The organism is Pseudomonas sp. LD120, from assembly GCF_009861525.1.
In the GTDB taxonomy this organism is placed as follows: Bacteria; Pseudomonadota; Gammaproteobacteria; order Pseudomonadales; family Pseudomonadaceae; genus Aquipseudomonas.
Window position 1 is genome coordinate 1,632,990 of sequence record NZ_WVHL01000003.1, and the last position, 20,988, is coordinate 1,653,977.

Here is a 20,988-nt window from a genome sequence, read left to right on the forward strand (position 1 = left end):
TAAGTCAGGCCCGGCGCTGATGCATCAGGTGCCTGCAGCCTTCGAGCACCAGCACCAGCACCGCCAGCCAGACCGGTATGTAGGTCAGCCATTCCCCGGCCTTGATGCTTTCTCCCAGCAGCAGCGCGACAAACAGCAGCAACACCGGCTCCACATAACTGAGCAGGCCGAACAGGCTGAAGGCCAGCAAGCGACTGGCGATGACGTAGCACGCCAGCGCCGAGGCGCTGATCACCCCCAGCAAGGGGATCAGCAGGTACAGGCCGGGATGGTTGTCCACCACGGCAAAGCCTTGTTCACCGCCTTGCACAAACCACAGGGCCACCGGGATCAACAGCGCCATGTCCAGCCACAGGCCCCCCAAGTGATCGGTGCCCAGGCGCCGGCGCAGTACGAAATACACCGGGTAGCCCACGGCCACCATCAGGGTCGCCCAAGAAAAACTACCCACCTGATACAGCTCGTTCAGCACCCCGAGGCACGCCAGCACCGCTGCCACGGTCTGCAAACGTGACAGGCGTTCGCCATACACCATGCGCCCGGTCAGCACCATGGTCAGTGGCAGCAGGAAATACCCCAACGACACATCCAGGCTGTGGCCGTTGAGCGGGGCCCACATGAACAGCCAGAGCTGTACCCCCACCAGCGCCGAGGACAGCAGCATCGCCAGGCACAGAACCGGTTTGCCACGCACCCGTTGCAGCACTTCGCCGACCCGATACCACTCACCGCTGAGCAGCATGAACAGGCTCATGCACGGCAGGGTGAGGAGCATCCGCCAGCCGAAGATCTCCACTCCGGTCAGGGGCACCAACAGCGAGGTGTAGAAATACATGACGGCAAACAGCACCGACGCCAGGACCGATAACGCAATACCTTTAGACACTCTGGCCTCGTAAACCCGAACGCTCGGGATGCATGGAAAGAAGGGTGCAGACGCGAGGGGCAATATAGAGGGTTTGCCGCGAGATTTTTGCTCTGATTGCGACACCCTGGCGGGATAATTTCTCGTTTACAGCGAACCTGAGACAGCACCTGACGCGACGGAGGCCGGTGGCAAGAGCGTTTGCGCTGCCACCGGCATGGTTCAGCCCAGGTGCGGAAAACGTCCCGAGACGAAGTGGCCGACATCATTGAAGCCAGGGGTCGACGCGTGCCCCGGGGTAACCAGGGCGTCGATGAAGGCCTCATCCTCGGCACTGATCTTCACCTCCAGGGCCCGGATGTAGGCGTCCCACTGCGTTTCGGTGCGCGGGCCGACAATGGCTGAACTCACCGCCTGGTTGTTCAGCACCCAGGCGATGGCGAATTCGACGATGCCGACGCCATGGCCTTGGGCGTATTCCTGGATCTGCTGGGCGATGCGCAGGGACTCGACCCGCCATTCGGTTTCCAGGATGCGCTTGTCCTGGCGCCCGGCGCGGCTGCCGCTGTCCGGTGCCACGTCCGGTGCGTACTTGCCGCTGAGCACGCCCCGCGCCAATGGGCTGTAAGGCACCACGCCCAGCCCATACGCCTTGGCGGCGGTGATCTGCTCGCCCTCGGCCTGACGGTTGACGATGTTGTACAGCGGTTGACTGATCACCGGACGGTCGACCCCCAACTGGTCGGCCACTCGAATCGCCTCGGCAATCCGCCAGCCCCGATAGTTGGACAGCCCCCAGTAGCGGATCTTGCCCTGGCGCAACAGGTCGCCGATGGCCGAGATGCTCACCTCAAGTGGTGTGTTGTGGTCCTCGCGATGCAGGTAATAGATGTCCAGGTAATCGGTGCCCAGGCGGGTCAGGCTGGCGTCGATGCCGTTGAAGATGTGTTTGCGGCTCAGGCCGCTGCGGTTGGGCACCCCGTCGGCAGGGCCGAAGCCCACCTTGGAGGCCAGCACCCACTCATGGCGGTGCCTGGCAATGGCCTCGCCGACAATCTCTTCGGAGCGGCCCTGGGTATAGACGTCGGCGGTATCGATGAAGTTAATCCCTTGATCCCACGCCTTGTCGATGATGCGTAGCGAGTCTTCGGTACTGGTCTGCTCGCCGAACATCATGGTGCCCAGGGTCAGGGTGGAAACCTTGAGGCCGGAGTGGCCGAGGATGCGATAGCTCATGGGCGAAATCCTTGTGCTAGAAGGCTGGCCAGGGCAATACCGGCCATGGGGCGACCATCAAATACCACAACGCCGGGCTTGCGCAATGCCTGAATGGCGTCTCCTCGACGGGGCCGGCTTGCCGGCGAAGGGGCCCATGAGATCGCCTTGGCTGGCCAGCCAGCTCCTTGTATCTGGACTACGCGCCGTCAGGAGTGAAAGCTCTCGACTGGTCATCGAGGGAGGTGGCGTTGTGGTGCAGGAGCCGGCTTGCCGGCGAACCGCGCAGTGGCCAGCTGCTCAAGGAACCGGTGCTGGTCAGGGGCACAGCGCCCGACAGCGCTGCAGCACGAAGCTGTGCAGCAGGCGCACCCGCTCCGACACCTGCAGGCGATGGGGGCACAACAGGTTGAAGGGCGTCAGTTCGCCTTGCCAATCGCCGAGCAACGGCACCAGGCGCCCGGCGCGGATGTCTTCGGCGACATCCAGCCGGGCCTTGTAGACAATGCCATGGCCGGCCAGGGCCCAGCGTCGGGCCACTTCGCCGTCGTCGCACAGGTAGTCACCGCGCACCGGCACCTCGCGGGTATCGTCGCCACGGCTGAAGCGCCAGCAGTCGTAGGGCCGGTCGTTGCGCAGGTAGAGCAGGGCGCTGTGGTGCGACAGCTCTTCGGGCGACTGTGGGGTGCCGCAACGGGCCAGATAAGCCGGGCTGGCGCAGGCCACGCGTCGATGCTCGGGAAGAATCGGCAGGGCCACTAGGCTCGAATCCTCGGGTACGCCAAAGCGCAGGGCTACATCCACGGTGTCGCGGAACAAGTCGGCGTGGCGATCGTTGAGCCGCAGTTGCAGGCGCAATTGCGGGTGCTGGTGCTTGAACGCGTCGAGCCAGGGCAGCAGCGCGTTGCGTCCGAAATCCGAGGGCGCCGACAGTTGCAACACCCCGGCCAGCCCCAGGCTCTGCTGTTTGAGCGCCTGCTCACCATCGCCCAGAGTGGCCAGGGCCAGGCGTACGCTTTCCAGGTAGCGCCGGCCTTCCTCGGTCAGGCGCATGCTGCGGGTCGAACGCGCCAGCAGGCGGCAACCCAGGCGTGTTTCCAAGCGTTTGAGGGCGATGCTGGCGGCGGCCGCGGTCAGGCCCAGGGAGCGGGCGGCGGCCCCGGTGAACAGACGCAAGGTATAGAACTGGGTTGGCGTGGTGACGAACAGCAGGCAGGTGGAGAGGGTGCCCCAGGTGATCATCATCAGCGCAATCAAGCGCCGCGGGCCAAACCGGTTCAGCGCCAGGTTGCTCGGAACTTCGCACAGCACGTAGCCGATGAAGAAGATCCCGGCACCCAGGCCGTAGATCGTTTCGCTGAATTTAAGGGCATCGAGCATCTGCAACTTGGCGAAACCAACGTTGACCCGCTCGAGGTGGTTGAACAGGTAGCAGGCGAAGATGAAGGGGGATCAGGCGCAGGGTGATGCGCTTGTAGACGGTGTTCGGGTCGTCAGTCCGGGCCAGTGCGACAGCGGCGCTCTGTGACATGGCGTGTCTCTCTTTATTATGATTTTTCGCGGTGCAAGGGTAACGTTGACCGCCCCGAGAGTCTCGGTCACCGGGGGGGTTGTCTTTGTGCCGGCGCACAGCGATTGGCCCCAAGGCGCGGTGTCACTGAACAACGTCACTGAACAACGTTACTGAACAACGCTATCGAGCAGCGTTATTGAACAACGTCACTGCCGCGCCACATGCGGCCCGTCCCAGCTGCTGCAGTCGTCAAGGATCATCCCCCATGTTCGAACTGGATCACGACCTGGCGCAGGACATCGTCGACCGCACGATGGCGATCCTGCCCTACAACGTCAACGTCATGGACAGTCAGGGGCTGATCCTCGGCAGTGGCGAGGCAGAGCGGATCAACACCCGCCACGAAGGTGCCCAGTTGGTCCTGGCCAACAGCCGGGTGGTGGAGATCGACGCCGCCACCGCGCGCCAGCTCAAGGGCGTGCAACCGGGGATCAACTTGCCGCTGCTGCATGATCGGCGACTGATCGGGGTGCTGGGCATCACCGGTGATCCGGTGCTGTTGCGCACCTACGCCGAACTGGTGCGTATGACTGCCGAGATGCTGGTGGGCCAGCGCCACCAGCAGGCCGAGCAGCAATGGCGGCGCCAGCGCTGCGACGACCTGCTGGCCCTGCTGTTGAGCGACAGTGGCGACTCGCCGCGGCTGGAGGATGAAGCCCGGCAGATGGGCCTCAAACCGCAATTGGCACGCACCCCCTACCTGTTCGAACTGGGACTGCAAGCGGCTGCGGGGCAGGGCGTCGAGCGCCTCAGCGCCTGGCTGATGAACCGCTACCCGGACAGCTGGTGCGTCAGTTTGTCGAAGACCTCGCTGCTCTGGTGTCGCCCGGCCAACCTCAACCTGGACAACCCGCGCCTGCTGGAAAAACTCGACGGCCAGGGCTGGAACATCCTGCGGGTCGCCGTGGGCACGCAGGCCGATGGCCTGGCGGGCTTGCGCCGCTGCTATCGCCGGGTCGGCGACCTGCTGGCCTATGGCCGTGATCTGCTGCCGGACTCGCGGCTGCTGACCCTCGACCGCTACCGCCTGCCAGTGATGCTCTGGCGTCACCGCAACGACGACGCCCTGGACGAACTGCTGGCGCCTTTGCGCAAGGTCCTGGCCAAGGACAGCAACGGCCAGTTACTGGCGACCCTGCGCAGCTGGTGCGACCACGATGGCCAGAGCCAGGCCTGTGCCGACGCCTTGGGCATCCACCGCAACAGCCTGCGTTACCGCATGGAGCGCATTGCCGAACTCAGCGGCCTCGACCCCTTGCGCCTGGACGGCATGCTGGCCCTGTACCTGGGGGTGCAACTGCTGCCGCGCAGCGCCGAATCGTCCTGCCCCCTCGATTTTGTAGCCGCTGCTGAGCCCGCGAAGCTGCGCAAAGGTCCGCAGGACCTTGCCTGACGGCCTCCCGCCGAACCACCAGCGCCCGCAAAATCACGCGTCTCCTGCGTCTCCTGCGGAGCCGTTCGCAGCCTGCGGCAGCGGCTACAAGAAGCCATTTCGCTGCTGCAGGCTGCGTCATGCCCGCTCCGAGCCCTTCATGCCCTTGCAATCAACAGCGCCGTCCAGCCAATCTGCCGCCCTTGTAGCAATGAACAATAAAGCCCCCCCGGACTTGTGCAGCAGCCCGGGGGCAGCGCCTGCGCCAGATGGCAGCATGGCGGCACAAGAAACGGAGAACGCCCCATGAAAATCATCATTGCCCCCGATTCCTTCAAAGACAGCCTGAGTGCCGCAGGCGTGGCCCAGGCCATGGCCCAGGGGCTGGCCGAGGTCTGGCCCGATGCCGAGCTGTGCCAATGCCCGATGGCTGACGGCGGCGAGGGCACGGTGGAGTCGATTCTTGCTGCCTGTGACGGGCAACTGCGCCGCCATCGGGTCCAGGGGCCGCTGGGGGTGACGGTCGAAGCCCGCTGGGGCTGGCTGCCCCAGAGTCACACGGCGATCATCGAAATGGCCGAGGCCAGTGGCCTGCAATTGCTGGCGCTGGAGCAGCGCGATGCCTGCAACAGCAGCACTTTCGGCACTGGGGAACTGATCCTGGCCGCGCTGGACGCCGGTGCCCAACGCATCATCCTGGCCATCGGCGGCAGCGCCACCAATGATGGCGGTGCTGGGGCCTTGCAAGCCCTGGGGCTAAAGCTGCTGGATCGTCATGGCCAGGTGCTGCCTCGGGGCGGGCTGGCCTTGGCCCAGCTGGCCCGCATCGACCTCGACACCCTGGACCCGCGTCTGGCCCGGGTGCGCTTTGAAATCGCCGCCGACGTCAACAACTCGCTGTGCGGCGAGCACGGTGCCTCGGTGATCTTCGGCCCGCAGAAAGGCGCTTCGGCGCAGCAGGTGCGACAACTGGATCAGGCTTTGGGTCACTTTGCCGACCGTTGCGCCGAGGTGCTGGCCAAGGACGTGCGTGACGAACCCGGCAGCGGTGCGGCCGGGGGCCTGGGGTTTGCCGCCAAGGCCTTTCTCGCTGCGCAGTTTCGCCCTGGTGTGGAGGTCGTGGCGGAACTGGTGGGCCTGGAACAGGCTGTGCGCGGGGCTGATCTGGTGATGACCGGCGAAGGGCGTTTCGACGCCCAGACCCTGCGCGGCAAGACCCCGTTTGGTGTGGCGCGGATCGCCCGGGAGCAGGGCGTTCCGGTGATCGTGATTGCCGGCACCCTGGGCGAGGGTTACCAGCAGCTGTATGCCCACGGCGTGGACGCTGCCTTCGCCCTGGCCAGTGGTCCCATGAGCCTGGAGCAAGCCTGCCGCGAGGCCCCGCGCCTGCTGCGCGAACGCGCCGCCGACATCGCTCGCGTCTGGCGCTTGGCCCGCAACGCCCGCTAGATACTCGCTGGAGCTGGCCAGTGAAGTTCGTTAATTAGGGCGGGGGGTGGGCATATCCGTTGCTGCGATAATGGCCGCTTAGGGTTTCGCTCTCACAGTGGCGGTTTGGGGTACATAGCCATTTCTGCGGGTGCGGCTGGCGGTTTCGCCCTTACGGCGAGTCACTTTGGGGCCCCAAAGTAACCAAAGGCTCTTGCCCCTCCATTCGGTGCCTCGCTTAGCGAGGCATGCCCGAACTCCGGCATTGATCCGTGGGCCGCCGCCGGCCATCCATGGCCGGGTGGCGGCTAACCCGGCATCCTTGCCGGGTTACCCACGGCTCAATGCCTGCGTTCGGCCATCGTGGTTAACGGGGCGTTCAGATCAAGATCAAGATCAAGAGCCAGACGGCGGCCTTGCGGCCGGCCTGAAGCAGGGGGGCGGGGTGTTCCCAGTGAGCTGGCTGGCCAGCGAAGAGGCTGCCAGCCAACGTTCGTCAGTAGACCCCGCCTTCGTTCGTGGGGGCGTCCTGGGTCTTGTACTGGCCGACCAGGCTCTGCAAACCCTTCATCAACACCGTGGTATCCACCCCCACGGCCACGAAGTTCGCCCCCAGTTTAATGCAACGCCGCGCCAGGTGCTGATCGGCACTGAGAATCCCCGCGGCCTTGCCCGCCTGACGAATTCGCACGATGGCGTCTTCAATCGCGGCCACCACCTCGGGGTGCCCGGGGTTACCCCGCTGGCCCATGGCCGCCGACAGATCCGCCGGGCCGATAAACACGCCGTCGACTCCGTCCACCGCGAGAATCTCATCCAGGTTGCGCAGGCCTTCGAGGTTCTCGATCTGCACCAGCAGGCACATCTGCTCGTCCGCCTGATCCAGGTAGCCGGCGATGCTGTTCCAGCGCGATGCCCGGGCCAGGGCGCTGCCGACCCCGCGCACCCCCAGCGGCGGATAGTGCATGGCGCGCACCAGCTGACGTGCCTGTTCGGCGCTTTCCACCATGGGAATCAGCAGGGTCTGGGCGCCGATGTCCAGCAATTGCTTGATCAGCGCGGTATCGCCAATGGGCGGGCGGATGATGCCCTGGGCTGCGTAGGGGGCGATGGCCTGCAACTGCGCCAGCAGACTGCGCAGGTCGTTGGGGGCGTGTTCGCCGTCCAGCAGCAGCCAGTCGAAACCGGCGTTGGCCGCCAACTCGGCGCAGTAGCCGTCCGCCAACCCCAGCCACAGGCCGATCTGCGGTTCGTCGTGTTGCAGGCGTTGTTTGAACAGGTTCAATGGCATGTCCATGGGGTGCTCCTTAGACAAAACGGCAGGCGATGCTGCCCAACTGATCGTAGTCGACGTGGAAGACATCCCCGGGACGGGCCGCCACCGGGCGGGTAAAGGAGCCACCGAGAATGATCTGCCCGGCCTCCAGGCCGACGTCGTAGGCCGCCAGTTTGTTGGCCAGCCAGGCGACGCCCTTGGCCGGGTGGTTGAGTACGGCGGCGGATACCCCGGACTCCTCGATCACGCCATTGCGGTACAGCACCGCTGGCACCTTGCGCAGGTCCACATCCCCGGGGCGCACGGCGCGGCCGCCCATCACCACCCCGGCGTTGGCGGCATTGTCGGAGATGGTGTCGAACACCTTGCGCGTGGCCTGGGTTTGCGGGTCCACCTGCTGGATGCGGGCGTCGATGATTTCCAGGGCCGGGATCACCCAGTCGGTGGCGTCCAGCACATCGAACAGGGTGCAGTGAGGCCCTTTCAAGGGTTTGCCGAGGATGAACGCCAGCTCCACTTCGACCCGCGGCACGATAAAGCGCTGGAAGGGAATATCGCTGCCTTCATCGAACAGCATGTCGTCCAGCAGGGCGCCGAAATCCGGCTCGGTGATGTTCGACGACACCTGCATCGCCCGCGACGTCAGGCCGATCTTGTGGCCCACCAGTTTGCGGCCGTCGCGGATCTTCTGCTCCACCCAACTGCGCTGAATGGCGTAGGCCTCTTCAATCGTGATGGACGGGTATTGCAGGGACAGTTGGCCGATCTGTTCGCGACTGCGTTCGGCGGCGTCGAGGCGCGCGGCGGCCTGTTGAATATCCGAGGGGCTGAGCATGGTTATTTCTCTCGTGGGTTGACGATATGGGCGGGCACCCGCAGCACCAGCCAGGCGCCCAGGGCGATCAGCAGGGCCAGGGCGTAGAGGGCCAGGCTGGCGCTTTGCGTGGCGTCACGCACCACGCCGATCAAATACGGCGCGAGGAAAGCGGCCACACTGCCGAAGGAACTGATCAGGGCAATGCCCGCGGCCTGGGTGCTGCTGGCGAGAAAGGCCGGCGGCAACTGCCAGAACATCGGCAGCGCGGCGCTGGCGCCCATCCCCGCCACCAGCAGGCCGAACATCACCAGCCAGGGATCGCCTGGGGCCAGCCCGGTGAGGATCAGACCGATGCTGGACATCAGCAGCGGTATTGCCAAATGCCAGCGCCGTTCGCGCAGGCGGTCCGAGGAGCGGCCGACGCCGAGCATGAACAGGCAGCCGGCCAGGTAGGGCAGGGCGCTGAGCATGCCGACGTTGCTGTCCCGGGCGATGCCGGCGTGATGGATCAGGGTTGGCATCCAGAAGGCGATGGTGTTCACCGCCAGCATCACCGCGAAGTACACGCACACCAGCAGCCAGACGTGGCGATCCTTGAGGATGCCGCTGAAGCGTGTGATGGACTTGTGCTGTTCTTCCTGGCGCAGGGCCTGCAGCAGCCAGTTTTTCTGCACCGGGGTCAGCCAATCCACCTGTTCGATGCTTTCCGGCAGGGCCTTGAGCACCACCAGCCCCAGCAGCACCACCGGCAAGCCTTCGATCAGGAACATCCATTGCCAGCCGCGCAGGCCGCCGACGTCATGGAAGCTCTCCAGGATCCACCCCGACAGGGGCCCGCCAATCACCCCGGCCATGGGCACGGCAATGGCGAACAGCGCGGTGACCTGACCGCGGCGGCTGGCGGGGAACCAGCGGTTGAGCAGCACCAGGATGCCCGGGAAGAACCCCGCCTCGGCGACCCCCAGCAGAAAGCGCAGCACATAGAAGCCCCAGGCGCTGTCCACCAGCATCAGGGCACTGGACAGCAGGCCCCAGACCAGCATCAGCAGGGCGATCCAGCGCCGTGGGCCGACCCGCTCCAGGGCCAGGTTGCTGGGCACCCCGAACAGTGCATAGGCGACGAAGAACAGCCCGGCGCCGAGGCCGTAGACGCTGTCGCTGAAGCCCAGGTCCTGGGTCATCTGCAGCTTGGCGAAGCCGATGTTGATGCGGTCCAGGTGGGCGAAGATGTAGCAGACGAACAACAGCGGCATCAGCCGCCAGGTGATCTTGCGATAGCAGTCGTCGACCTCGGCGCGCGAGGTCTCGGCGGTGGTGGCTTGGGGCATGACAAGGGTCTCGTTATTGTTCTTGTGTGGGGCGCCGGTTGGCAGTAGCCGGTTGGCCGGCGAGGGCGGCCTCAGGGCTGGCACGCGTTTGAGGGCCTCTTCGCTGGCCAGCCAGCACCTACGGGGCGCGTGGGAGCTGGTAGGAGCCTCGTGCCGACGGAAGGGCCGGTACGAGGCTCAGCTCTGTCGACGCAGAAACTCATGCACGTTGTTGTGCTTGAAGTTCAGCTCGGCATCCAGCTCGCTCATCTCGAACGACAGCGCCAGCAAGCGCTGCGCCTGCAATGTGGTGAAGTGCGCCTTGATGACCTCGAACAGGCCTTCGGCGACCTCGCGGCGGGTCGCCAGGTCACGCCCGGCACCCACTTGCAGGCGCATATGGACGAAGGCGTAGTCGTGCTTGCCGTCGGCCATGCGCCAGGTGTCCAGGCGCACCCCGCGGCTGCGAATGCCGCCCAGGGGAAACACACCCGTGGCGCCCAGGTAATCATGAACCTTGGTGAACAGCCCCGGCAGATCGGCGGCCTGTTCGATGTTGTCGGTGTACTCAGCGATGAAATGCGGCACGGGAGGCCTCCTTGGGAGGCAGCGGTAAGCGGCAAGCGGCAAGCCGCAAGAGAGGACTCCTGTGACTTGAGGCTTGTGCTTTGCCGTTGCCATTGATGTTGTCTTGCAGCTTGTGGCTGGAAGCTTGCCGCTGCTTCTAGAAGATGGCGTTGATCTGGCCGGTGCCGGAGCTGCCGAACAGCGGCGTGACGATCTCGGCCGGGCGGTTGTAGTCAGGTCCGCCCAAAAGCCCGAGGAGCATCGCCGTGTCGTGCATGCCGCCCTCGCCGTGACAGCTGGTGGCGTAGTCCGGGAGCATGGCGCAGAACTCGCGAAAACGACCCTGCTGCCACAGTTCCACCACCCGCTGATCCACCTGCTTGTCGAATTCCCGGGTCCATTTGTGGATGTTGGCTTCGGCTTCGCGGTCGTTGGAGAAGCGGTGGGACAGGGAACCGGACGCCAGCACCAGCACCTTGCGCTCGCTTTTCTCGATGGCGCGGCGCACCGCGGCGCCGAAGGTGAAGCTGTCCTCCAGCTTGTGCCAGGCGCACCAGGCGGCGATCGACACCACCTTGAAGTGCTCGGCGGCGGGCACGTCCATGTGCATGTAGCGCATGGGCACCAAGGTGCCGTATTCCAGCTCCAGGCTGGGGATGTTGTGGGCCAGGGTACGCACGTCGGCGGCGTTGGCCTCGGCGGCGATCAGTTCCCCCAGCTCCGGGCAGCCCTGGTAGTCGTAGGTCATGTTCTTGATGAAGTGCGGCAGCTCGTTGCTGGTGTAGGTGCCGTTGAACGCCTGGCCGCAATTGATGTGGTAGCCGCTGTTGACCAGCCAGTGCACGTCGAACACCACCGCGGTGTCGGCCCCCAGCGCTCGGGCGCGGCGAGCGATTTCCTTGTGTCCGGCAATGGCTGCCTCACGGCAGCCGTGGTGCTTGCCCGGCAGTTCGGACAGGTACATCGATGGAACGTGGCAGACCTTGGCGGCCATGACGACTTCGCCCATGGTGCTTCTCCTGAAACATCTTATTGTTGGCGTGATCCGGGACGCTTACAGACCTTACACGCCCCAGCGCGGGATGGGGTGACTGCCCATGGAGAGGCAGACGTTCTTGATCTCGGCGAATACCTCGAAACTGTACTCGCCGCCTTCACGGCCGGTGCCCGAGCCCTTGACGCCGCCGAAGGGCTGGCGCAGGTCGCGCACGTTCTGGCTGTTGATGAAGACCATGCCGGCCTCGATGCCTCGGGCCAGGCGATGGGCCTTGCCGATGTCCTGGGTCCAGATGTAGGAAGCCAGGCCGTACTCGGTGTCGTTGGCCAGTTGCAGGGCCTGGGCCTCGTCCTTGAACGGGATCAGGCACACCACCGGGCCGAAGATCTCTTCCTGGGCGATGCGCATGCGGTTGTCGACGTCGGCGAACACCGTGGGCTGGATGAACTGCCCGCGGGACAGGTGCGCCGGCAGGTTGGCCGGGCGTTCCAGGCCGCCGGCCAGCAGGGTCGCGCCTTCTTCCAGGCCGATGCGGATGTAGCCGGTGACCTTGTCGTAGTGGGCCTGGGTGATCATCGAGCCGACCTGGGTCTTGGGGTCTTGCGGGTCACCGACGATCAGGCGCTTGGCCCGGGCGGCGAATTCCTTGACGAACTGCGGGTAGACGCTTTCCTGGATGAAGATCCGACTGCCGGCGGTGCAGCGTTCGCCGTTCAGGGAAAAGATGGTGAACAGCGCGGCGTCCAGGGCCCGCTCCAGGTCGGCGTCCTCGAAGATCAGCACCGGCGACTTGCCGCCCAGTTCCATGGAGTACTTCTTCAGGCCGGCGGTCTGCATGATCTTCTTGCCGGTGGCGGTGCCGCCGGTGAAGGAAATCGCCCGCACGTCCGGGTGGCGCACCAGGGCATCGCCGGCAGTGGCGCCGTAGCCCTGGACGATGTTCAGCACCCCGGCGGGAATCCCGGCTTCCAGCGCCAACCGGCCCAGCTCGTTGGCGGTCAGTGGCGACAGCTCGCTCATCTTCAGCACTGCGGTATTGCCCAGGGCCAGGCACGGCGCGGTCTTCCAGGTGGCGGTCATGAACGGCACGTTCCACGGCGACACCAGGGCGCACACCCCCACCGGCTGGTACAGGGTGTAGTTGAGCATCTGGTCGTCCACCGGATAGCTGTGGCCATCCATGCGGGTGCAGACCTCGGCGAAGAAGTCGAAGTTGTGCGAGGCCCGGGGAATCAGCACGTTGCGGGTCTGGTGGATCGGCAACCCGGTGTCCAGGGTTTCCAGCTGCGCCAGGTGCGGCACGTTGTCCTCGATCAGCGCGCCCAGGCGGCGCATCAGCCGGGCACGCACCGATGCCGGGGTATTGGCCCATTTCGGGAAGGCGTCCTTGGCCGCGGCCACCGCCTGGGCGATTTCCTCGGCGCCACCGCTGGCCACTTCGCCAATGGCTTCGCCGGTGGCGGGGTTGTAGTTGGTGAACACTTCACGGCTTTCGACTTCGCGGCCGTTGATCCAGTGTTTGATCATTTATGCGTGCTCCTTGGCCGCGGTGGTGGGTTCCGGTTGGGCGTGATGGGCGAAAAACTCGCTTTCGCTGACGATACGGTTGACCAGCCGGCCGACACCTTCGATTTCCACCACCACCTCATCGCCGGGCACTACATCACTGAGGCCTTCGGGAGTGCCGGTGGCGATCATGTCCCCCGGTTGCAGGGTCATGAAGCTGGACAGGTATTCGATCAGGTAGGGGATGTCGAAGATCATGTCGGCGGTGCTGCCTTGCTGGCGCAGTTCGCCGTTGACCCAGGTGCGCAGGGTCAGCTTGTTGGGCTCGGGCACTTCGGCGGCGTCGATGATCCACGGGCCGACCGGGGTGGTGGCGTCGCGGTTCTTCACCCGCAGGTTGGGCCGGTAGTAGTTCTCCAGGTAATCGCGGATCGCGTAGTCGTTGCACAGGGTGTAGCCGGCCAGGTAGTCCAGGGCGTCCTCGCGCTTGACGTTGCGTGCGGTCTTGCCGATCACCGCCACCAGCTCGCACTCGTAATGCATGTAGGCGACGTTGTCCGGGCGCCAGGTCACCTGGTTGTGGCCGGTGTAGGTGCCCGGCGACTTGATGAACACCAGGGGCTCGGTGGGCGGCGTGAAGGCCAGCTCGGTGGCGTGGTCGGCGTAGTTCAGGCCCAGGGCGAACAGGGTGCCGGTGGCCGGCGGCAGCCACTGCACCTGGTCTTCGGCCAGGGTCCGGCCGTCTTCCAGTTGCAGGGTGTTGGGGCCGGTGACCCGAGCGTCGTGGACCTGGCCCTGATAACGAATGCGCGCGTGTTTCATGTCAGTTCCTCATTCGGCAACGATGCTGTTGGCCAGACGGCCCAGGCCGCTGATCTGTACTTCGACCCGGTCGCCGGGCCGCACATCGACCCGGCCCTCGGGAGTGCCGGTGATCAGCACGTCTCCGGCATGCAGGGTCATGAATTCGCTGATCTCGGCAATCAGCTGGGGGATGTTGCGCACCAGGTTGGCGGTGCTGTTGTGCTGCACCCGCTCGCCGTTGACGAACAGCTCGATGCTCAATTGGTGGGGATCGGCGACGTCGGCGGCCGGCACCAGTTGCGGGCCGATCGGGCAGAAACCGTCGCGGCATTTAGCCTTTACCGCTGGGCGGTAGTAGCTGTCTTCCGGCAGGCTGAATTCGTTGACGATGGTGTAGCCGGCCACATGTTCCAGGGCGTTTTCCAGGCTCACCCGGCTGGCGCGCTTGCCGATCACCACCCCCAGGGCCGGGCCGGGTTGCAGACGCTCGACCCCTTGGGGAAACACCACTGGCGCCTCATGGCTGTTGCGGGTATTGGGGGTCTTGATGAACAGCACCGGCTTCACCGGTGGCTGCTGGTAGGGCGGTTGCTTGAAGTGCTGCAGATGGCTCTGCAGCAAGCCCTGGTAGTTCAGTGCAACGCCGAACAGGGTGCCGCAGGCGTGGTCATTCAAGGCACGGTTCATCGCGCGTCTCCTGGTTCCTGATGTCTGTTTCCCGCTGTGGGCTTGTCGTTCGCGGGGTGAGTTCGTTAATGTATTAACGTTATATTTAATATGTTAACGATCGTCAAGCGCCAGCCTGAACGATTCCGTCTCGCCCTGGCGGGGCGGCCGCGATTCGCGCAGGATGCGCAGGCTCTGCGTGCTGAAAAATATAAATAGAGGGGCGCCATGAACCCACAAACCCCGATCCCCAACATCAATATCGGTCAGGTCTACGATCAGCGTTACGCCGATGCCCAGGTGCACTACGACAAGCTGAGCAACCTGGCCGGCTTCTTCGGCCGCAACATGCCGGTGCATCGCCACGACCGCTTCTTCCAGGTCCACTACGTGCAAAGCGGAGCGGTGCGGGTCTACCTCGACGACCAGCAGTACCTGGAGTCGGGACCGATGTTCTTCCTCACCCCGCCGACCATTCCCCACGCGTTTGTCACCGAGGCCGACAGCGAGGGCCACGTGCTCACCGTGCGCCAGCAGTTGGTGTGGGAGTTGATCGGTGCCGATCCGACACTGGCCCCCGCGCCCCAGGTGCCGCCGGTGTGTGTGGCCCTGGCGCGGCTGGGGCCGCAGTTCACCGCTGAAGCGCGGCGTCTGGAGTGCCTGTTCCAGGAGTTGCAGCAGGAGATTGCCGGGCAGGGGCCCGGACGCGAGCCAGCCCTGGATGCCCTGACCCGGCTGCTGATGATCAGTCTGCTCAGGCTTTCGGCCAATTCCCTCAAGGCCCGTCCAGCGCGCCAAGAAGACCTGCAGATCTTCCATCGCTTCAACGAGCTGATCGAGTCCCGCTACCTGGAGCATTGGCCCCTGGCCCGCTACGCCAGCACCCTGGGGGTCACCGAGGCGCGGCTCAACGACGTCTGCCGGCGCATCGCCGACCTGCCGTCCAAGCGCCTGGTGTACGAGCGCCTGATGCAGGAGTCCAAGCGCCTGCTGCTGTTTACTGGCAGTTCAATCAACGAGATCTGCTACCAGCTGGGCTTCAAGGACCCAGCGTATTTCAGCCGCTTTTTCCTGCGCTATGCGCACCTGCCCCCGGGTGAATATCGCCAGCGCAAGTCCGCTGGGCTGTTGTCAGAACCGGTCGCCGTGCCCTGAGGAGTCTGCGGTGTCGGGTGCGCTCATTCGACGACCCGCGTCTGCGCGGGCCTGGGCTCGCAGACCGGCGTGGGTGGATTGCTCAGCAGCAGGTCAGCGGCCTTCTCACCGATCATGATCGCCGCCGCGTTAGTGTTGCCGGTGATCAGGCTCGGCATGATCGAGGCGTCCGCCACCCGCAGCCCTTGGAGGCCGTGGACCCGCAGTTGGTCGTCCACCACCGCCAGTTCGTCATGGCCCATCTTGCAGCTGCCCACCGGGTGGAACACGGTGCCCAGGTGCTGACGAATCCATTGCTCGATCTGCTCCTGGCTCTGCACCTGTGGGCCGGGTACCAGCTCGCCTTGCAGGCGCTGAGAAAAGGCCCGGGTCGCCGCCAGCTGGCGCACCAGGCGCAAGCCCGCCACCAGTTTGCGCAGGTCCTCCGGGTGGCTGAGGAAGTTGGCCTCGATCAGCGGCTTGTCGTGGGGATCGGCGGAGTTCAGGCGGACCCGACCGCGGCTTTGCGGGTGCATCACCGCCATGTGCAGGCTGATGCCATGGCCCACCGGGATCAGGCGCTGTGGCTGGTTCTTCAGGGCCGGGGCGACGATCAGCCCCAGCTCCGGCACCGGGTCCTCGGGCGTAAGGCGCAGAAAGGCCCCGGACTCGACGGTGTTGGAGGTCAGCGGGCCCTGGCGCCGGGTCAGGTACTGCCAGGGCGAACGGGCCAGGGGCCACAGGCCCTTGGGTGAAAGGCCGTAGCCCAGCTCGGGATCGCTGCGGTACATCAGCACGATGTCCTGGTGATCCTGCAGGTTCAGGCCGACCCCCGGCAACGGGTGGCGCGGCAGGATGCCATGAGGTTTCAGTTCCTCCGCCGGACCGATGCCCGACAACAGCAACAACTGTGGCGAATTGATCGCTCCGGCGCACAGGATCACTTCCCGACGCGCCTGCAACTGGTGGACCCGCCCGTTTTGACTGATTTCTACGCCATTGGCGCGAGTGCCTTGCAGCAACACCCGGTGGGTCAGGGTGGAGCTGAGCACGGTGAGGTTGTCGCGTTGCAGGATCGGATGCAGAAATGCCCGGGCCGCGCTGCAGCGTTCGCCATTTTTCTGAGTCACATGGAACGGCCCGAAACCTTCCTGCTCAGGGCCGTTGAAGTCCGGGTTATAGCTCCAGCCCAGTTCCGTGGCCGCCTCGTAGAACACCTGATTGACCGCACTCGGGCTGCGCTGCTCGGCGACGTTGAGCTCGCCGTGCTGGCCATGCCAGGGTGAATCGCCTGCTTCGAAATGCTCCGAACGCTTGAAGTAGGGCAGCAGTTCGTCATGGCTCCAGCCCTGGTTGCCGGCGGCCGCCCAGCGGTCGAAGTCATGACGGTGGCCACGGATGTAGATCATGCCGTTGATCGCACTGGAACCGCCCCAGACCCGGCCACGGGGGCAGGGGATGGCGGGGGCGCCGCTGGCGCCCTGGGCGCTGAATTGATGCATCCAGTTCCAGCGCGGGTTGGCGATCAGGCGGATGATCCCCGCCGGGGTGCGCACATAGGCGGCAGGCAGCAGGCTGCGGTCACTGGGTCCTGCCTCGATCAGGCACACCTTGAGCTTGGGGTCGGCGGACAGGCGGTTGGCCAGCACACAACCGGCGGAGCCGGCGCCGACCACGATGTAGTCGAAGGCTTGCGTGGTGTGTTCACTCATGGGGGATACCTCTTGGGCCGTCATGTACGTTCATCTCACAGCCCCAGCAGCGAGCCGACGTCGAGGGTCACTTGCAGGCCGATGACAAAGCCATTGCCGCTCAGTTCGCGGGCCTCGGGGTTGTAGAAGTTGTCCGGGTTGATCAGGTACTGGACGCTGGGCTCCACCGCCAGTTGCCGGGTCAGGGCGATGTGGGCGTTGGCTTCCAGGGCATAGACATTGCGCTCGCCCAGGCGCGGGTCGCCGCCGTTGGCGGTCCGTGCCTGTTGCTGGAAACGCAGTTGGTGATCGTTGAGGCGCAGGTAGCTGGCCTTGAGGTTGAGCTTGTCCCGGGGGCGATCGAAGGGCGCCAGATAGGTCAGCCCGGCTTCGGCGAACTGGCTGAAGGGCTGCTTGTCGTCGGCCGCCGCCGACAGCGAACCGAACAGCAGCAAGGCTTGGGGCTTCGTGCCTGTGCCGGCGTCGGCGCGCCACAGCGACTGCTGGAACTTGAAGAAGGCGCCGCCGCTGCCGAACGTCTTGGTCCCGGTCAGCGGGTCCACCTGCTTGGAGGTGTTGTAGAAGCCGTTTAGTTCGTAGTGGGAGCTGTAGGCCTCTTGTTTCTGGCTGCCGATGCCCAGCAGCAGGCTGGTGCCGCTGGCGTCGTCGGTACTGAAATCCAGGCCCTTGCGCTCCTTCAGGTAGTCCACCGGGTTGGATTCGAAGGCGCCGCCGTGCACGTACCACTGGGGCGTCAGTTGGTACTTCAGGTAGCCGCCCCAACTGCCGTAGGGCGGTGGCAGGATGCCGCTGGAGGCGTCGATGATCGGGTCGTTGCAGGTCATGGTGCTTTCACAGTTGTAGATATAGAAGTAGCGCCGGGCGTTGGTTCGCCCCAGGCTCAGGTCGACCTGGCCGTCGAGCCAGGTCTGCTGGTAGGTCAGCAGGCTCAGTTGGTTGCTGGTGAGGTCGTTGTGGATCGGCGCGCCGCCAAAGTAGCTGCCGGCGGCGCCTTGCCAGTTGCGTGAGGTGGGCACGCCGGTCTGGTGATCGAGAATGAACAGGGTCTGCTCGAAGTGCAGCGCCGCGCCGTCGAGCCCGGCGAAGGTCCCCAGGTTGATATCGGCGCCGACGAACAGGTCGCCGCTGTTGCCGAAGCTGTGGGGGCGGGGGCCGGTGTCGAGGTTCTTCATGGCCAGGCTGAGAAACTGCACATGGGGCGTAATGCCCTGGTCGGCCAGGTAATCGCCCAGCCCGGACAGCGGCCCGCTGCGGGGCACAGCCGGGGCGTCGGCCAAGCAATCAAGGGGCAGCAGCAGGGCTGCCAGCAGCGGGCACAGCGCATAGGGAACATTCATGTCGGGTACTCGTTTCTTGTTGTTTTTGTCTTGAGTGTTGAAACCGATGTGTCAGGCCTCGGCCAGGGCCGGCGTTGGGTTGACCAGCACCTTGATCTGACTCTTGTCGTGCAACAGCGCCTCGAAGCCCTGTTCCACTGCTTGCTCCAGGGCCAGGCAGCGGGTCACTAGACGAGACAGGTCCAGGCGTCCGCTGGCCAGCAGCTCAATCAACTCGGGATACACATGGCGGTAGCCGACGCTGCTGAGCAGGCGCAGTTCGTTGTTCACCAGGTGGAAGGCGTCGAAGTGCACCTCGCCCATCAGTCCCACCATGACGGCTTCGCCGCCCTTGCGCAGGCAGTGCAGGGCATGGCTCAGGGTCTTCTGGGTGCCGGCGGCCTCAAAGGCCGTGTCGAGGCCGCCGTCGCTCAAGTGTCGCAATCGTTGTTGCAACGCCGGATCGCGTCCGTCCAGGGCGGCCGAAGCGCCAAACTCCAGGGCCAGGCGCAGGCGCTCGGGGTTCAGGTCCACGGCGTAGATGCGTTCCACTCCCCGCACCCGTGCCAGCAGGATCAGCAGCAGGCCGATGGGGCCCAGCCCGAACACCACGCAACTGTCGCCGGCCAGCAGGCTGCTCCGGTTCAGCGCGTGGTAGGCCACCGCCGCCGGCTCCAGCACGGCGGCCTGCTTGAAGCTGACGCGCTCCGGCAGCAGGTGCAGCATGTACGCTGGCACCCGTGCCTGCTCGGCAAAACCGCCATCGCCCATCAGACCGATAAAACCCATGGACTCACAGAGGTTGTACTGGCCCATGCAGCAGTACTGGCATTCGCCACAGCGATACTCCGGCTCGACCGCCACCCGCTGCCCCAGCAGGCGCGGGTCGACGCCGGGGCCCAGGGCTACTACTTGGCCGCAGAACTCATGGCCCAGGGTCAGTGGTGTCCGGCAGCCGGACAGCGGGTGAGCCTCATGCTGGGGAATCGAGTGTGGCCCATCGGCGTACTCATGCAGGTCACTGCCGCAGATACCGCAGTAGGCCACTTGCAGCAGTACTTCCCCAGCGCCAGGCTGTCGAGCTTGTACTTGGCTCAGGCGCAGGTCCCGAGCGGCGTGCCAACGCAGTGCTTTCATGGTTGGTTTCCTTGCAGGACAGAGGAGGCGCCGGCTTGCCGGCGTTGTTGACGGGCCAGCACCGCTGGAGCGGTTTCCTTGAGCAACAGCGCCAGCAGCGCGGCCAGCACGGCGCCGCCACAGGACATCCACATGACGATGGACAGGCCGAATCGGTCGGCGGCGAACCCGGCGATGGTCGGCGCGACGAAGCCGCCCACGAGCTCGCCAATGCCCATGATCATGCCCAGGGCCGTGGCCATGACTTCACGGGGCACGGTCTCCGCCGGAATGGTGGCCATGAACAGGGTGAAGCAGCCCAGGCCGGTGTAGGTCAGCAGCATCAGCACCCCAAGGATCCATGGCGCCGATGCATAAAGCAGGGCCATCGGGCAGCAGGCGGCGATCAGCGAGAACAGCACCAGGGTCGGGCGGCGGCCAATTCGGTCAGAGATCGCCGGCACGCCGAAGCCCCAGAGCACCCAGGCGCCGCCCAGGCAGCTCATCACCAGGCCCATGCTGGCCGGACTGTAGTCGCGGACCTTGACCAGAAAGGTCGGGGTAAAGGAAATCAGAATGATGAACCAGGTCAGGAACACACAACTGATCAGGGTGCAGAGCACGATGTTGCGGCTTTTCAGCAGGGCCAGCCGATGTCCGCCTCCGTTGCTCGGGGCGGCGTTCGCCCGGGGCTCGCTCCGTGGCGGGTCCGGGTTCACGTAGCGCCAGATCAGCAGGGCGATCAGCAGCCCGGGAATCAGCGAGACGATGAATGCATGGCGCCAGCCATAGGCTTCTGCCAGGGCGATCAGCACCGGTGGTCCGATCACCGCCCCCAGCAGCCCGGCCGCCGAGCCTTGCAGTAGGCCCATGTTCAGGCCCCGACGTTGGGGCGAGGAGGCTTCCACCATCAAGGATTGCGATAAGGGCAGGATCGGCCCTTCGGCCAGCCCCATGATGGCGCGAAACAGCAGCAGGCTGAGGAAACCGGTGACCAGCCCGGAGAGGGCCGAGCACAGGGAAAACAGGATCACCGCGACGATCAGCAGCGGCTTGCGCACGCCCCGACGGTCCGACCAGGCGCCCACTAGGGCTCCGGACACCGCCCAGGCCAGGGCCAGCACCGACGACAGCATGCCTAGGTGGCTGTTGCTCAATTGCAGTTCGTCGGCCATGAAAGGGAACAGGAAGGACAGGGCAAGACGATCGAAAAAGACAAAACCGAAGGTCAGGAACAGCACCCCCAGCAAGGTGTTCTCGTAACCGGCCTTGTTGTTTTTATAAGCCATGGTGGTTCTCCGAGCAGGCGTGAGTAAC

At 65.1% G+C, this 20,988-nt stretch carries 18 protein-coding genes; 3 read left to right on the forward strand and 15 right to left on the reverse strand.

What is annotated here, in order from left to right:
* Positions 1-4: 4 nt before the first annotated feature.
* From rarD to PLD_RS13290, 3 genes are all read right to left on the reverse strand, one after another.
* Positions 5-886, reverse strand: coding sequence for an EamA family transporter RarD (rarD, locus tag PLD_RS13280; RefSeq protein ID WP_159893270.1), 882 nt, complete (start codon positions 884-886; stop codon positions 5-7).
* A 201-nt stretch (positions 887-1,087) separates the two neighbouring features.
* Positions 1,088-2,101, reverse strand: coding sequence for an aldo/keto reductase (locus PLD_RS13285; protein ID WP_159893272.1), 1,014 nt, complete (start codon positions 2,099-2,101; stop codon positions 1,088-1,090).
* Positions 2,102-2,398: 297 nt separating this feature from the next.
* The gene (locus PLD_RS13290; protein WP_306110128.1) at positions 2,399-3,523 is read right to left on the reverse strand and encodes an MFS transporter; all 1,125 of its coding nucleotides are present in this window, start codon (positions 3,521-3,523) and stop codon (positions 2,399-2,401) included.
* A 335-nt stretch (positions 3,524-3,858) separates the two neighbouring features.
* On the opposite strand from PLD_RS13290, the gene PLD_RS13295 reads away from it, so the two are divergent.
* A complete protein-coding gene (locus PLD_RS13295) occupies positions 3,859-5,046 on the forward strand; it encodes a sugar diacid recognition domain-containing protein (RefSeq protein WP_159893274.1) in 1,188 nt (395 codons plus the stop codon).
* A gap of 285 nt (positions 5,047-5,331) precedes the next feature.
* Complete coding sequence (locus PLD_RS13300) at positions 5,332-6,474, forward strand: glycerate kinase (RefSeq protein ID WP_159893276.1); 1,143 nt, start codon at positions 5,332-5,334, stop codon at positions 6,472-6,474.
* A gap of 475 nt (positions 6,475-6,949) precedes the next feature.
* On the opposite strand, the gene hpaI is transcribed toward PLD_RS13300, so the two are convergent.
* From hpaI to PLD_RS13340, 8 genes are all read right to left on the reverse strand, one after another.
* On the reverse strand, positions 6,950-7,750 hold the full coding sequence (gene hpaI, locus PLD_RS13305; RefSeq protein WP_159893278.1) for a 4-hydroxy-2-oxoheptanedioate aldolase: 801 nt from the start codon (positions 7,748-7,750) through the stop codon (positions 6,950-6,952).
* A 10-nt stretch (positions 7,751-7,760) separates the two neighbouring features.
* On the reverse strand, positions 7,761-8,564 hold the full coding sequence (hpaH, locus tag PLD_RS13310; protein WP_159893280.1) for a 2-oxo-hept-4-ene-1,7-dioate hydratase: 804 nt from the start codon (positions 8,562-8,564) through the stop codon (positions 7,761-7,763).
* Between the two features lie 2 nt (positions 8,565-8,566).
* Positions 8,567-9,874, reverse strand: coding sequence for an MFS transporter (locus tag PLD_RS13315; RefSeq protein ID WP_159893282.1), 1,308 nt, complete (start codon positions 9,872-9,874; stop codon positions 8,567-8,569).
* 177 nt (positions 9,875-10,051) lie between these two features.
* Positions 10,052-10,441 carry a 5-carboxymethyl-2-hydroxymuconate Delta-isomerase gene (locus tag PLD_RS13320; protein ID WP_159893284.1) on the reverse strand — a complete coding sequence of 130 codons (390 nt, stop codon included), beginning with the start codon at positions 10,439-10,441 and terminating at the stop codon, positions 10,052-10,054.
* Between the two features lie 136 nt (positions 10,442-10,577).
* On the reverse strand, positions 10,578-11,429 hold the full coding sequence (gene hpaD / locus PLD_RS13325) for a 3,4-dihydroxyphenylacetate 2,3-dioxygenase (protein ID WP_159893286.1): 852 nt from the start codon (positions 11,427-11,429) through the stop codon (positions 10,578-10,580).
* Between the two features lie 54 nt (positions 11,430-11,483).
* On the reverse strand, positions 11,484-12,944 hold the full coding sequence (gene hpaE / locus PLD_RS13330; protein ID WP_159893288.1) for a 5-carboxymethyl-2-hydroxymuconate semialdehyde dehydrogenase: 1,461 nt from the start codon (positions 12,942-12,944) through the stop codon (positions 11,484-11,486).
* Positions 12,945-13,745 carry a fumarylacetoacetate hydrolase family protein gene (locus PLD_RS13335; protein ID WP_159893290.1) on the reverse strand — a complete coding sequence of 267 codons (801 nt, stop codon included), beginning with the start codon at positions 13,743-13,745 and terminating at the stop codon, positions 12,945-12,947.
* Positions 13,746-13,754: 9 nt separating this feature from the next.
* Positions 13,755-14,414 carry a fumarylacetoacetate hydrolase family protein gene (locus tag PLD_RS13340; RefSeq protein ID WP_159893292.1) on the reverse strand — a complete coding sequence of 220 codons (660 nt, stop codon included), beginning with the start codon at positions 14,412-14,414 and terminating at the stop codon, positions 13,755-13,757.
* 207 nt (positions 14,415-14,621) lie between these two features.
* Between PLD_RS13340 and hpaA the strand changes: the two genes are divergently transcribed.
* The gene (gene hpaA / locus PLD_RS13345) at positions 14,622-15,548 is read left to right on the forward strand and encodes a 4-hydroxyphenylacetate catabolism regulatory protein HpaA (RefSeq protein WP_159893294.1); all 927 of its coding nucleotides are present in this window, start codon (positions 14,622-14,624) and stop codon (positions 15,546-15,548) included.
* A 23-nt stretch (positions 15,549-15,571) separates the two neighbouring features.
* Here the strand turns inward: hpaA and PLD_RS13350 are convergent, their stop codons facing one another.
* Genes PLD_RS13350 through PLD_RS13365 form a run of 4 tightly spaced genes read right to left on the reverse strand, consistent with a single transcriptional unit; the run spans position 15,572 to position 20,960 of the window.
* Entirely contained in the window at positions 15,572-17,239 is a 1,668-nt protein-coding gene (locus PLD_RS13350; RefSeq protein WP_159893296.1) for a GMC family oxidoreductase, read from the reverse strand.
* A 35-nt stretch (positions 17,240-17,274) separates the two neighbouring features.
* Complete coding sequence (locus PLD_RS13355; protein ID WP_159893298.1) at positions 17,275-18,576, reverse strand: carbohydrate porin; 1,302 nt, start codon at positions 18,574-18,576, stop codon at positions 17,275-17,277.
* 51 nt (positions 18,577-18,627) lie between these two features.
* The gene (locus tag PLD_RS13360; protein ID WP_159893300.1) at positions 18,628-19,692 is read right to left on the reverse strand and encodes a 2,3-butanediol dehydrogenase; all 1,065 of its coding nucleotides are present in this window, start codon (positions 19,690-19,692) and stop codon (positions 18,628-18,630) included.
* Entirely contained in the window at positions 19,689-20,960 is a 1,272-nt protein-coding gene (locus tag PLD_RS13365) for an MFS transporter (protein ID WP_159893302.1), read from the reverse strand. Before PLD_RS13365 ends, PLD_RS13360 begins: the two co-directional genes overlap by 4 nt.
* Positions 20,961-20,988 lie beyond the last annotated feature (28 nt).